Genomic DNA, 12425 nt, shown 5'->3' with positions numbered 1-12425 from the left:
CAGTGGACCGCACACGCAGGAGAAGGACCGGTGCTCTCACCGGCGCCGCCTTCGCCGCCCTCTCCCTCGCCCTCGCTCTGACGGGCCTGTCCACGGGCACCGCCGACGCCGGGACCCGCGCCGTGCCCGAGCACGCCGTGACCGGCTACTGGCAGAACTTCGACAACGGCGCCCAGGTGCAGAAGCTGGGCGACGTGCAGGACGAGTACGACATCATCGCCGTCTCCTTCGCCGACGCGACCGGGACGCCCGGCGAGGTGACGTTCAACCTCGACTCGGCGGGGCTCGGCGGCTACACCGTCGACCAGTTCAAGGCCGACATCAAGGCCAAGCAGGCCGCGGGCAAGTCCGTGATCATCTCGGTCGGCGGCGAGAAGGGCGCGGTGGCGGTCAACGACGCGGCGTCCGCGACCGCCTTCGCCGAATCCGTGCACAAGCTCATGCGGGAGTACGGCTTCGACGGCGTCGACATCGACCTGGAGAACGGCCTCGACTCGACGTACATGACGCAGGCCCTCAAGTCGCTCGCGGGCAAGGCAGGGCCGGGGCTCGTCCTGACGATGGCGCCGCAGACCATCGACATGCAGTCCCCGTCGACCGAGTACTTCAAGACCGCGCTCGCCGTGAAGGACATCCTCACGGTGGTCAACATGCAGTACTACAACAGCGGTTCGATGCTCGGCTGCGACGGCAAGGTCCACAGCCAGGGCACGGTCGACTTCCTCACCGGGCTCGCCTGCATCCAGCTGGAGAACGGCCTCGCGCCGTCGCAGGTCGGCATCGGCGTCCCGGCGTCGCCGAAGGCGGCGGGCGGCGGGTACGTCGCGCCGGACGTCGTGAACGACGCCCTGGACTGCCTGGCGAAGGGCACGGGCTGCGGCTCCTTCAAGCCGTCCAAGACGTATCCGGGCATCCGGGGCGCGATGGCCTGGTCCACGAACTGGGACGCGGCGGCGGGCAGCGCCTGGTCGAAGTCGGTGGGCGCGCACGTGCACGGGCTGCCGTAGCGGTAGCGGTAGCCGTAGCGCGACGGATACTGACAGCGGCGCCTCCGCTCCCCCGGAGGCGCCGCTGTCGATCAGAAGAAGCTGCCCCAGTCCAGGTCGATGATCTGCTTGACGCAGAGGACCAGGAACAGCAGGCCCGCGGCGGCCAGCATCACGTTGCTGAGCCGGCCGTTGCGCCACTGCGCGGGCGTACGGGAGGTGTTGAGCAGCCAGAGCAGGGTGAGGGCCAGGAAGGGCATGAAGAACGCGCCGAGCACGCCGTACGCGATGACGAGGCCGAACGGCTCGTCGAGGAAGAGCAGGCCCATCGGCGGGAAGGTCAGCCAGAGCAGGTACGCCCGGAACGGCACCGACTTCTCGCGCTTGCCGGCCGCGACCTCCTCGACCATGTTCCCCTCGGCCACCCCGGCACCGCCGCGCTCGCGCCGCAGCCGCTCCACGAAGTCCGCGAACATGAGGCTCACGCCGTGCCACACGCCCATCAGCGCGCCGAAGGACGTGGCGAAGAAGCCGATGAGGAAGAGGTTGGCGGTGACCGCGCCGAACTTGTCCTCCAGGACCTTGCCGAGGTCGATGAGGCCCCGGTCGCCGGAGTTGAGGGCGATGTTCGTGGAGTGCAGGAGCTCGGCGCCGATGATCATCATCGCGACGACGAAGATGCCGGTCGTGATGTACGCGACGCGGTTGTCGAGCCGCATCACCTTGAGCCAGCTGATGTCGGTCCAGCCCTTGGAGTTCACCCAATAGCCGTAAGCGGCCATGGTGATGGTGCCGCCGACGCCGCCGATCAGGCCGAGCGTGTAGAGCAGCGAGCCGTCGGGGAGGGCGGGCACGAGGCCCGCGAGGGCGTTGCCGAGGTCGGGGGCGACGCGGATCGCGACGTACACGACGATCAGGAACTTCATGCCGATGACGATCGTCATGGCCTTCTCGAAGACGGCGTACCGGTTGAACCAGACGAAGGCGAGGCCGAGCAGGCCGCAAAGGATCGCCCAGGTCTTGAGGCTCGGCCCGTCCGGGAAGAGCGCGACGAGCGGCAGCGCGCTGGACGACATGGCCGTGGCTCCGTAGACGAAGCCCCAGATGACGACGTAGATCGCGAAGTAGTACGTGGTCCACTGGCCGAGGCTGCGCCAGCCCTCGAACAGGGTGCGGCCGGTGGCCAGGTGCCAGCGGCCCGTCGCCTCGGCGAGGGAGATCTTCACCAGACAGCCGATGATCGCGGCCCACAGCAGGGTGTAGCCGAATTTGCTGCCCGCGATGAGGGTCGCGACGAGGTCTCCCGCGCCGACTCCGGTGGCCGCGACGACGATGCCCGGCCCGACGTATTTCCAGCTCGCCTTGCGGAGCCGAGGTTCCGCTTCGCCGGCGGTGGTGCCACTGCCTGTGCTTTCAGCCATGCCGATCAAGAAAGCGCATCGCGGTCGCGGACACAAGAGGTTGGCCAAAGACAGCATTGACCGGTGCATGCCACGCATCGACGATGGGCCCGCGCGACCGGCAACCCGCGCATCGCACGTCGCGCACCGCACGCCGCACGTCGCGCACCGCACGCCCGCACATCGCACCCCGCACGTCGCGCACCCCGCACGTGACAGCCCCGCACGTCGCACTGAACAACCCCCCACCCCTGAGGAGACTTCATGCGACTCCGCATACGCGGCAGGAGATCCGCGGCCCTCGCGGCACTTCTCGCCCTGGCCGTGGCGGCTCCCCTGACCGCCAACGCCTCGACAGGACAGGCCGACCCGGCCCCCCGCAGCGCGGCGACCGCCGCCGACGAAGAAACGCGCCAGTACGAGATCCCCCTGCGCGACGACCGCGCCGCGCGCACCGCACTCGCCCGCACCGGTGTCGCGATCGACGAGGTCGACGCCCGCGCGGTGGTCGTCTCGGCGGACGCGGCCGAGGCGGCGGCGCTCCGGAAGGCGGGCTACGAGCTCAGACCGCTGGCCGGGCCCCCGAAGCGCGCGAACGGCGAGGAAGTCAAGGTCAAGGACTTCCCGCCCGCCGACGCGAGGTACCACAACTACGCCGAGATGAACGCGGAGATCAACCAGCGCATCGCGGCCCACCCGGACCTGTTCAGCAAGAAGGTCATCGGCAAGTCCTACTCGGGCCGTGACATCGTCGCCATCAAGATCAGCGACAACGTGGGCACCGACGAGGCCGAGCCCGAGGTCCTCTTCACCCACCACCAGCACGCGCGCGAGCACCTGACGGTGGAGATGGCTCTCTACCTGCTGCGCGAGCTGGGCGACGACTACGCCACCGACGCGCGGATCAAGAAGATGGTCGACGAGCGCGAGATCTGGATCGTGCCGGACGTGAACCCGGACGGCGGCGAGTACGACATCGCGTCCGGCTCGTACCGCAGCTGGCGCAAGAACCGGCAGCCCAACAGCGGCTCGTCCAACGTCGGCACCGACCTGAACCGCAACTGGGCCTACCGGTGGGGCTGCTGCGGCGGCTCGTCAGGCTCCACGGGCTCCGAGACGTACCGCGGCCGCAGCGCCGAGTCGGCCCCCGAGACGCAGGTCGTCGCCAATTTCGTGCGCAGCCGTGTCGTCGGCGGCAAGCAGCAGATCAAGGCGTCCATCGACTTCCACACGTACAGCGAGCTGGTCCTGTGGCCGTACGGCTACACGTACAGCGACACGGGCCCCGGCCTCACCCAGGACGACCGCGACGCGCACGCGACCGTGGGCCGCAAGATGGCCGCGAGCAACGGCTACACGCCCCAGCAGTCCAGCGACCTCTACATCACCGACGGGTCGATCAACGACTGGCTGTGGGGCAGCCAGAAGATCTTCAGCTACACCTTCGAGATGTACCCGTCGTCCGCGGGCGGCGGCGGTTTCTACCCGCCCGACGAGGTGATCGAACGGGAGACCAGCCGCAACCGTGACGCGGTGCTGCAACTCCTGGAGAACTCGGACTGCATGTACCGGTCGATCGGCAAGGAACAGCAGTACTGCACGGGCTGACGATGCGTGCGGTGCCGCCTTGCGACCACGCGGCGTAGCGGAGACTCGGCATGGGTCACCCCTGCGTGCGACGCACTGGTGGGGCGCCCGGCAAGCTCGCCGGGCGCCCCATCACCTGCTTACCGCTACACGAACAAGCTCACGACCGCCGCCACCGCGAAGCCCGCGATCGACAGGACCGACTCCAGGACCGTCCACGTCTTCAGCGTGTCGCGTTCGCTGATGCCGAAGTACTTCGCCACCATCCAGAAGCCGCCGTCGTTGACGTGCGAGGCGAAGATGGAGCCCGCCGAGATCGCCATGATGACCAGGGCCGTGAAGGCCTGGGAGTAGTCGCCCTCGGAGAGGAGGGGGGCGACGATGCCTGCCGTCGTGACGATCGCCACCGTCGCCGAGCCCTGGGCCACGCGCAGGATCAGGGAGAGCAGGTAGGCCAGGACGATGATGGGGAGGCCCACGTCCTGGAACGTGTCCGAGATCGCGCCGGCCACGCCGCTCGCCTTCAGGACCGCGCCGAAGATCCCGCCCGCGCCGACGACGAGGAGGATGTTGCCGACCGGCTTGAGGGACGAGGTCGACACCGTTTCGAGGGACTTGCGGGACCAGCCGCGCCGGATGCCCAGCAGGTAGTACGCCATGAGCAGGGCGATCGTCAGGGCTACGAACGGGCTGCCGAAGAACTCGATGACCGAGCGGAAGGTGGAGGGGTCGAAGGCGATCGAGGAGAACGTGGCGAGGAGGATCAGGAACAGGGGCGTGCCGATGATCGTGAAGACGGTGCCCAGCGGCACCGGCTTCTCCCGCGGCGCCACACCCGCGGCGCTCTGCTCCGCGACGACCGCCGCCTTCGCCTCGTCCGCCGCCTCGACCATGTCCTGCGGCACGGGCACGAAGATGCGCTTGCCGATCCACGCGGAGTAGACCCAGGCGGCCAGCACCGCGGGGATGCCGCAGACGATGCCCATGAGGATGACCCAGCCGAGGTCCACCTTCAACAGTCCCGCCGCGGCCACCGGACCGGGGTGCGGGGGCAGGAACGCGTGGGTCATCGAGAGACCCGCGAGGAGAGGGAGGCAGTAGAGGAGGATCGACTTGCCGCTGCGCTTGGCCGCCGCGTAGACGATCGGCGCGAGGACGAAGATGCCGACGTCGAAGAAGACGGGGACACCGAAGATCAGGCCCGTCAGGCCCATGGCCAGGGGTGCGCGCTTCTCGCCGAAGAGGCCGAGCAGGCGGGAGGCGAGGACCTCCGCTCCGCCCGAGACCTCCAGGATCGCGCCGAGCATCGTGCCGAGGCCGATGATGATCGCCACATGGCCGAGGATCCCGCCCATGCCCGATTCGATGACCGAGACGGCGTCGGACTTCTGGACGGTGCCGAAGAGTTCGGTGACGGAGAGGCCGGCCGCGAGGCCGACGGCTATCGAGACCGCCAGGAGCGCCACGAAGGGCTGCAGCCTGATTTTGATGATCAGGAAGAGCAGGAGCAGGATGCCGAGCGCGGCGACGGTCAGCAGACCGGCCGTGCCGTCGATCAGGGCGAGCAGGCCGCCGGTGTGCGGTGGCGCCTCCGCGGCGGGGGCGGCCGCGAGCACGGCGGTGTGGGACGGGGACATCGTTGACCTCGTAAGTGCATGGGGCTTTCGGGGCAGGGGGGATCGCGGCACGGCGCCCCGGGGGTGGGCGCCGTGCCGTGACGACGTACGGCTTGCTGGTGGAGAGGGATGTGCGTCAGCCGAGAACGGCGAGCGCGTCGATCTCGATGAGGAGGCCCGCCGGGAGACCGACGTAGACCGTGGTGCGGGCGGAGGCGGGAGCCTTCAGGCCCTGCTCCTCGAAGTACGCGTTGTAGATCTCGTTCATCTCCGCGAAGTGGTCCACGTCCGTGAGGTAGACGCGCATCATCATCACGTCGTCCCAGGTCGCGCCGCCCTCTTCGAGGATCGCCTTGACGTTGGCGAACGTCTGGAGGGTCTGCTCGCGCAGGGTCGGGCCCGCGGGGGTGGGGGCCTTGCCCTCCTCGGCGGGCAGGAAGCCGACCTGTCCGGCGACCTGAAGGATGTTGCCCTTCTTCACGCCGTGGGAGAACTTCGCGGGCGGGGTGGTGTGGGTGGCCGGGGTGAGGGCGGTCTTCTCGGTCATGAACTTGCTTCCTTCAGAGGGGCGTTGCCGGAGTACTCGCGGCTGATCGCGTCCGCCGTGCGGCGGACCAGCGGGAGCAGGGAGAGGAGTTCCTCGGCGGTGACGACGACATTCGGTGCGGACACCGACATGGCGGCGACGACCCGCCCGTCCGCACCGCGGATGGGGGCCCCGATGCAGTTGATGGACTCCTCGTGGCCACCGAGGTCGGTGGCCCAGCCCTGTTCGCGCACGGCCGCCAGCTCCTTGAGGAACGCGGCGGCGTTGGGCGTCGAACGGGACGTGTAGGTGGGATAGTCGAGCTTCTCCGCGATGGCGCGGCGCTCGGCCTCCGGGAAGTCGGAGAGCAGCAGCTTCGCGACGGCGGCGACGGTGATCGCCACCGGCTTGCCGATGCGTGAGTACATCCGCACCGGATACCGGCTCTCGACCTTGTCGATGTACAGCACCTCCTGCTCCTCGTACACGGCGAGGTGGACCGTGTGGCCGCACTTCTCGTTGAGGGCGAGGAGATGGGGGTGGGCGATCTCGCGCACGTCGAGATTCTCGACGGCTTCCTGGGCGAGCGCGAAGAGGCGCGCGCCGAGGCGGTAGCGCTGGTCGGACTGGCGGAAGACCAGGCCGTGCTCGTGGAGGGTGCGCAGGAGCCGGAGCGCGGTCGACTTGTGGACGTCGAGCCGTTCGGCCACCTGTCCCAGGTCGGCGGGGCCCTCGGCGAGCAACGGCAGGATCGAGAGCGCGCGGTCGACGGTCTGGCTCATGGGGTACGTACCTCCTCCTCGGCCTCGGTGTCCTCCGGGACGCGTTCCGTCCAGCCGGGGCCGAGACGAAGTGTCTCCCAGGCTGCGTCGTCCAGGGCGGCGAGGCGGTCGGCATGGGCGCGGGCGGGGGGCGGTGCGAGATCACCGGGAACGGTGAGGGCGGCGGCGGCCATCAGGTGGCCGTGGCGCAGCCGGTGCGCGGCGGGCAGGCCGCGCAGGGTGGCGGAGAGGAAACCGGCGGCGAAGGCGTCACCGGCGCCGACGGGCGCGACGACGTCGACGCGCAGGGCGGCCTGGAAGACGGGGTCCTCGCCGCGGCGGTGGACGGTGGCGCCGCGGCTGCCCTGCTTGACGACGAGCGTGTCGGGCTCGGGCAGGGCGGCGCGGATCGCGTCGGAGCCGCCGGTGATGCCCCATGCCGCGGCGGCCTCGTCCTCGCCGACGAAGACGAGGTCGGCGCCGCGCGCGAGGTCGAGGAGGACGGAGGGGTCCGCTGCGGCGTCGTCCTTCCAGAGGCCGGGGCGGTGGTTGACGTCGAAGGAGACGAGCGGGCCGCGGTCGGCGCGCCGGGCGCAGAGGTGGCGTACGAGGGCGAGGCAGTCGGCGGAGAGCGCGGGCGTGATGCCCGACAGGTGCAGGATGCGTCCGTCGGCGAGGGCGTCCTCGTCCACGGAGCCCGGCGCCATGGCGGAGGCCGCGGAGCCCGCGCGGTAGTAGACGACCTCGTGGGCGTCGGTGTCGCGGTCGTCGGCGGTACGGAAGTAGATGCCGGTGGGGCGGTGCGGGTCGCGGCCGACGGCGGAGGTGTCCACTCCGTAGCGGGCGATCGTCTCGACGAGGTGGTCACCGAAACCGTCGGCGCCGACGCGGCTGACCCAGCGGGTGGTGTGCCCGGCCGCGGCGAGCGCGCAGACGACGTTCGACTCGGCGCCGCCGATCCCGCGGTCGAAGGACGGCACGTCGGCGAGGCGGCCGGGCCGGGCGGGCAGGAACGTGACCATGGACTCGCCGAGCGCGATGACGTCCACGGGTGCCTGTGCGGTCACGATCTTCCAACCCCTTAACCGGCTCTCCGGATCCGTTGACCCGGCGTTGGCTCGGATGTTAGACAGCAGTAAGCGACATACGCAATGAGCGTTGCACATACTGCAACGTGCTCGTGAATGCACTGATCGCATCGAATCGAATGCTCTCCTGGAGGAGGCGCCCATGGCCGCCGACAACGTCGTCGACACCGCCCTCGACACTGCCCTCGACCGGTCCGCCGATCCGCTGGCCGCGCTCGCGGACGAGCGAGTGGACCACCGCTTCAAGGGGCTTCCTCCGGACGCCGAAGGGCTGACCGTCGGCGAGCTCACCGCCCAGCGGCGGAACCTCTTCACGGGCGGCTTCACCACCCCCGTCCTCGCGCTCTCCGCCGAGCGCCTGGAGCACAACCTCGCCCTCATGGAGACGTACGCCGAACGCCACGGCCTCGCGTTCGCACCCCACGGCAAGACGTCCATGGCCCCGCAGCTCTTCGCCCGCCAGCTGGAGCGCGGCGCGTGGGGCATCACGCTGGCCGTCCCCCACCAGGTGCGCGTGGCGCGCAAGTTCGGCGTGGAGCGGATCTTCCTCGCCAACGAGCTCGTCGACGCGGGGGCGCTGCGCTGGCTCGCGGGCGAACTCGACTCCGATCCTTCGTTCCGCTTCGTCTGCTACGTCGACTCCGTACGCGGCGTCGAACTCATGCACGCCGCCCTCAGCGAGGCGGGCGCGAGCCGTCCGGTGGACGTGGTCGTCGAGCTCGCCGCGGGTGACGGGGCGCGGACCGGCGCACGTACCGAGGCCGAGTGCTTCGACATCGCCAACGCGGTCGCCGCCGCGGACACGCTGCGGCTGGTGGGCGTCGCGGGGTACGAGGGGGAGGTGCCGGAGGCGTCCAGTGAGAGTGTCACCTCGTGGCTGCGCCGGCTCGTTTCGTTGCTTGCCGAGTTCGACAAGTCCGGGCGGTTCGCCGATCTGCCCGAGGTCGTGGTCAGCGCGGGCGGCAGCGCGTGGTTCGACGCGGTCGCGTCGGTCTTCGCCGAGATCCCCGAACTCTCGCGGCCCGTCCTGAAGCTCCTGCGCTCCGGCGCGTACGTCTCCCACGACGACGGCCACTACAAGCATCTGACCCCGTTCAACCGGGTCCCCGAGGAGGGCGCCCTCGAACCCGCGTTCCGGCTCTGGGCGCAGGTCGTGTCGCGGCCCACCGCGGAGCAGGCGTTCACCAACGCGGGGAAGCGGGACGCGGCGTACGACCTCGACCTGCCCGAGGCGCAGGTCGTCCGCCGGGACGGGGTGGAGCGGGCCGCGACGGGGGTCACCGTCACGGGGCTCTCCGACCAGCACGGCTGGCTGCGGACCTCGCCGGAGGCGGATCTGGCGGTGGGCGACTGGTTGGGCATGGGGCTCTCGCATCCGTGCACGGCGTTCGACAAGTGGCAGTTGATTCCGGTGGTGGAGGGGGATGGGACGGTCTCGTCCTACGTCCGAACGTATTTCTGACCGGGGGGTCTTGGGCGGTCCCCTGTCCCGCCGCTTCGCGGCGGATCACACCCGTGGGGGGCGGTCCTAGCCCGCCGCTCCGCGGCGGATCACACCCACCCACCCGCCCGTTCACCCCGCGACGCAGAGGGCGTAGGAGCCCCGGGCGGGCCCGCCCGTTCACCCCGCGACGCAGGATGGGCGTAGGAGCTCCGGGCGGGCCCGCCCGTTCACCCCGCACCGCAGCCCAGACGTAGAAGCCCCGGGCGGGCCCGCCCGTTCACCCCGGCACCACGGGGTGCGCGTAGGAGCCAGCCCCCCACCGTTAGCCGCCAACGGCGGGCCCGCCCCACCAGGGCCACCCGCACCCGGCGACGAAAGTCGCACGGGTGGTGCGGGTGGGAACGAAAGACCCGGCCGGAGGCCGGGTGCACCACAATCCGCCCGCACCCGACGACGAGACGAACAAGAAAGGCCTCCCCCATGGACCTGGTGATCCGAGACGCCCGCGTCATAGACGGCACCGGAGGCGCCTCCTACCGCGCCGACGTCGGCGTACAGGACGGAAGGATCACCGCGATCCACCGCGAGGGGGAAGAAAGAGGGCCCCGCCTCACGGGGCAGGCCAACCTCGACGCCCAAGGCCTCGCGCTGGCGCCCGGTTTCATCGACATGCACGCCCACAGCGACCTCGCCCTCCTCCGCGACCCCGACCACTCCGCGAAGGCCGCCCAGGGCGTCACCCTGGAAGTCATCGGACAGGACGGCCTCTCCTACGCCCCCGTCGACGACCGCACGCTCGCCCAGGTCCGCCAGGCCATCACCGGCTGGAACGGCGACGGCGGCGACATCGACTTCACGTGGCGCACCGTCGGCGGCTACCTGGACGCCCTCGACTCCGCCCACGGTGGCCGCGGCATCGCGGTGAACGCCGCGTATCTCATCCCCCAGGGCACCGTCCGGATGTATGCGATGGGGTGGGAGGACCGGTCGGCGACCCCCGCCGAGCTGGACCGCATGAAGCAGCTCGTGGCGGACGGCATGCGGGAAGGCGCCGTCGGCATGTCGTCGGGGCTGACGTACACGCCCGGCATGTACGCCGACGACTCCGAGCTCACCGAGCTGTGCAAGGTCGTCGCGGCGTACCACGGCTATTACTGTCCCCATCACCGGAGTTACGGGGCCGGGGCGCTCCAGGCCTACGAGGAGATGGTGGCCCTCACCCGCACCGCCCACTGTCCTCTCCACCTCGCCCACGCCACCATGAACTTCGGCGTGAACAAGGGGAAGGCGCCCGACCTGCTCACCCTCCTCGACCGAGCCCTCGCAGAGGGGGCCGACATCACCCTCGACACGTACCCGTACACCCCCGGCTGCACCACCCTCGTGGCCATGCTGCCCAGCTGGGCGAGCGAGGGCGGCCCGGACGCCATCCGCGCGCGGCTCCTGGACGATTCGGTCGCCGAGAAGATCCGCCACCACATGGAGGTCATCGGCGCGGACGGCTGCCACGGCGTGCCCATCGAGTGGGACACCATCGAGGTCTCGGGCGTGAGCGACCCCGGGCTCGCCTCCTGCGTCGGCAAGACCATCGCCGAATCCGCCGCCCAGCGCGGCGAGGAGCCGTGGGTCACGGCCCGTCGGCTGCTCCTCAACGACAATCTCGGGTCGACCATCCTCCAGCACGTCGGTCACGAGGAGAACGTGCAGGAGATCATGCGGCACCGCGTGCACACCGGCGGCAGCGACGGCATCCTGCAAGGGTTCAAGCCGCACCCGCGCGCGTACGGCACCTTCCCGCAGTATCTGGGAAAGTACGCCCGCGAGCTCGGGGTGATGTCCGTGGAGGAGACCGTCGCGCACCTCACCTCCCGGCCCGCCGCCCGGCTCCGCCTGCCCGACCGGGGCGTCGTCCGCGAGGGCTACCGCGCGGACCTCGTCCTCTTCGACCCGGACACGGTCGCGGCCGGGTCCACCTTCGACGCTCCCCGTACGCTGCCCGTCGGCATCCCGCACGTCCTGATCGACGGGCGGTTCGTCATGCGGGACGGCCGGCGCACGGACGTCCTCGCGGGACGCTCCGTACGCCGGACACCCTGACCAAAAAGCGGCCGAACGCGGCTGAGCGGCTACCTCACAGCCGCCGCGGGCCTCGGCAGCTTGCAGCCCTTGCGGCCCAGGTCGATCTTGCTGCCCTTGCCGACGCACGGCACGATCCCGTACGTCTGCTGGGCGTAGTTGGTGCCCTTGCGCACCGTCACCTTGCCCTTGCGGTCGATCTCGCAGGGGTTGTTGAGGGTGCAGCGTTCGCCGTCCTCGTTGCCCGTGTTGTTGACCGCGGTGACCTTTCCGGTCTTGTGGTCGATGACGGGCGACCCGGACGTGCCGCCTATGGTCTGGCAGGCGGGGGTGTAGCGGACGGAGTCCTTCCAGGTCCACTCCCCCTCCTTCATCCGGTACACGAAACCGTCGATATTGCAGCTGTAGGTCTTCTTCCAGTAGCCGGAGACGACCGTGATGGCGCGCCCCTTCACCGGGTGGTCGTCCTCCAGCTCCAGCGGCTTGATGCCGTACTTCTTCGTGATGTCGCCGTAGGACTCGGTGAGTTGGTAGATCGTGATGTCGGTGTCCGTCATGGTCGCGTAGGACACCTTGGACGCCTTGAGCGTGGCGACGTCGTTGGCCTTCGCGTCGAGCAGCTTGAAGGTACGGGTGGACGGCCGGTCGACGATGACCTCACCGGCGGCGGGGAAACCCGTCTCTATGCAGTGGCCGTTGGTGAGGACGAGCGCCGGGTCGCCCGCCTTGGACTTGGGCATGCGGACCACCGAGCCGGAGCAGTTGCTGAGCGCCACCGTCCCCGCGAAGTCGACAGCCTTGGTCTTGGGCGCCGCCCCGGCCGAGGCGCCGTCCGCCTCCTGCGCGTTCCCCGCGACCGCCGGTGCCGCTCCCGCGCCGGCCAGTGCCAGGGCGAGCAGTCCGCCCGCGACCGCTCTGCTCTTCTGTCCCATCTGTGGAGC

Annotated in this window: 10 protein-coding genes; 4 read left to right on the top strand and 6 right to left on the bottom strand. The window is 70.2% G+C overall.

What is annotated here, in order from left to right:
• Nucleotides 1-2 precede the first annotated feature (2 nt).
• Nucleotides 3-1007, top strand: coding sequence for a chitinase (locus NOO62_RS25655; protein WP_268773207.1), 1005 nt, complete (start codon nucleotides 3-5; stop codon nucleotides 1005-1007).
• Nucleotides 1008-1078: 71 nt separating this feature from the next.
• Here the strand turns inward: NOO62_RS25655 and NOO62_RS25650 are convergent, their stop codons facing one another.
• Nucleotides 1079-2407, bottom strand: a complete 1329-nt coding sequence (locus NOO62_RS25650) for an Nramp family divalent metal transporter (protein WP_268773206.1) — start codon at nucleotides 2405-2407, stop codon at nucleotides 1079-1081.
• Nucleotides 2408-2650: 243 nt separating this feature from the next.
• Here NOO62_RS25650 and NOO62_RS25645 point away from each other — a divergent pair, with 243 nt between their 5' ends.
• Nucleotides 2651-3994, top strand: coding sequence for a M14 family metallopeptidase (locus tag NOO62_RS25645; RefSeq protein ID WP_268773205.1), 1344 nt, complete (start codon nucleotides 2651-2653; stop codon nucleotides 3992-3994).
• 125 nt (nucleotides 3995-4119) lie between these two features.
• Here NOO62_RS25645 and NOO62_RS25640 read toward each other — a convergent pair whose 3' ends face one another.
• The 4 genes from NOO62_RS25640 to NOO62_RS25625 all read right to left on the bottom strand — a co-directional run bounded on the left by NOO62_RS25640 (nucleotide 4120) and on the right by NOO62_RS25625 (nucleotide 7946).
• Nucleotides 4120-5610, bottom strand: a complete 1491-nt coding sequence (locus NOO62_RS25640; protein WP_268773204.1) for a GntP family permease — start codon at nucleotides 5608-5610, stop codon at nucleotides 4120-4122.
• Between the two features lie 115 nt (nucleotides 5611-5725).
• Nucleotides 5726-6136 (bottom strand): RidA family protein, encoded by a 411-nt coding sequence (locus NOO62_RS25635; protein WP_055570127.1) that lies wholly within the window; start codon nucleotides 6134-6136, stop codon nucleotides 5726-5728.
• Nucleotides 6133-6897: an IclR family transcriptional regulator gene (locus tag NOO62_RS25630; RefSeq protein WP_268773203.1), complete on the bottom strand. Its 765-nt coding sequence runs from the start codon at nucleotides 6895-6897 to the stop codon at nucleotides 6133-6135. Before NOO62_RS25630 ends, NOO62_RS25635 begins: the two co-directional genes overlap by 4 nt.
• A complete protein-coding gene (locus NOO62_RS25625; protein WP_414931014.1) occupies nucleotides 6894-7946 on the bottom strand; it encodes a sugar kinase in 1053 nt (350 codons plus the stop codon). The genes NOO62_RS25630 and NOO62_RS25625 overlap by 4 nt, the downstream gene beginning before the upstream one ends.
• Before the next feature lie 160 nt (nucleotides 7947-8106).
• Here NOO62_RS25625 and NOO62_RS25620 point away from each other — a divergent pair, with 160 nt between their 5' ends.
• Together NOO62_RS25620 and NOO62_RS25615 are read left to right on the top strand one after the other, a co-directional pair.
• Entirely contained in the window at nucleotides 8107-9426 is a 1320-nt protein-coding gene (locus NOO62_RS25620; protein ID WP_268773201.1) for an amino acid deaminase, read from the top strand.
• A gap of 462 nt (nucleotides 9427-9888) precedes the next feature.
• Nucleotides 9889-11505: an N-acyl-D-amino-acid deacylase family protein gene (locus tag NOO62_RS25615; protein WP_414930880.1), complete on the top strand. Its 1617-nt coding sequence runs from the start codon at nucleotides 9889-9891 to the stop codon at nucleotides 11503-11505.
• 29 nt (nucleotides 11506-11534) lie between these two features.
• On the opposite strand, the gene NOO62_RS25610 is transcribed toward NOO62_RS25615, so the two are convergent.
• Entirely contained in the window at nucleotides 11535-12416 is an 882-nt protein-coding gene (locus NOO62_RS25610; protein ID WP_268773200.1) for a trypsin-like serine peptidase, read from the bottom strand.
• Nucleotides 12417-12425: the final 9 nt, after the last annotated feature.

This window comes from Streptomyces sp. Je 1-369 (assembly GCF_026810505.1).
GTDB lineage: Bacteria > Actinomycetota > Actinomycetes > Streptomycetales > Streptomycetaceae > Streptomyces.
This window is presented reverse-complemented; position numbering and strand designations above follow the sequence as displayed.

Coding starts and splice junctions, on each gene's coding strand:
- NOO62_RS25645 (WP_268773205.1), top strand. CDS start 2,651: ATGCGACTCCGCATACGCGGCAGGAGATCCGCGGCCCTCGCGGCACTT.
- NOO62_RS25615 (WP_414930880.1), top strand. CDS start 9,889: ATGGACCTGGTGATCCGAGACGCCCGCGTCATAGACGGCACCGGAGGC.
- NOO62_RS25650 (WP_268773206.1), bottom strand. CDS start 2,407: ATGGCTGAAAGCACAGGCAGTGGCACCACCGCCGGCGAAGCGGAACCT.
- NOO62_RS25630 (WP_268773203.1), bottom strand. CDS start 6,897: ATGAGCCAGACCGTCGACCGCGCGCTCTCGATCCTGCCGTTGCTCGCC.
- NOO62_RS25640 (WP_268773204.1), bottom strand. CDS start 5,610: ATGTCCCCGTCCCACACCGCCGTGCTCGCGGCCGCCCCCGCCGCGGAG.
- NOO62_RS25610 (WP_268773200.1), bottom strand. CDS start 12,416: ATGGGACAGAAGAGCAGAGCGGTCGCGGGCGGACTGCTCGCCCTGGCA.
- NOO62_RS25620 (WP_268773201.1), top strand. CDS start 8,107: ATGGCCGCCGACAACGTCGTCGACACCGCCCTCGACACTGCCCTCGAC.
- NOO62_RS25635 (WP_055570127.1), bottom strand. CDS start 6,136: ATGACCGAGAAGACCGCCCTCACCCCGGCCACCCACACCACCCCGCCC.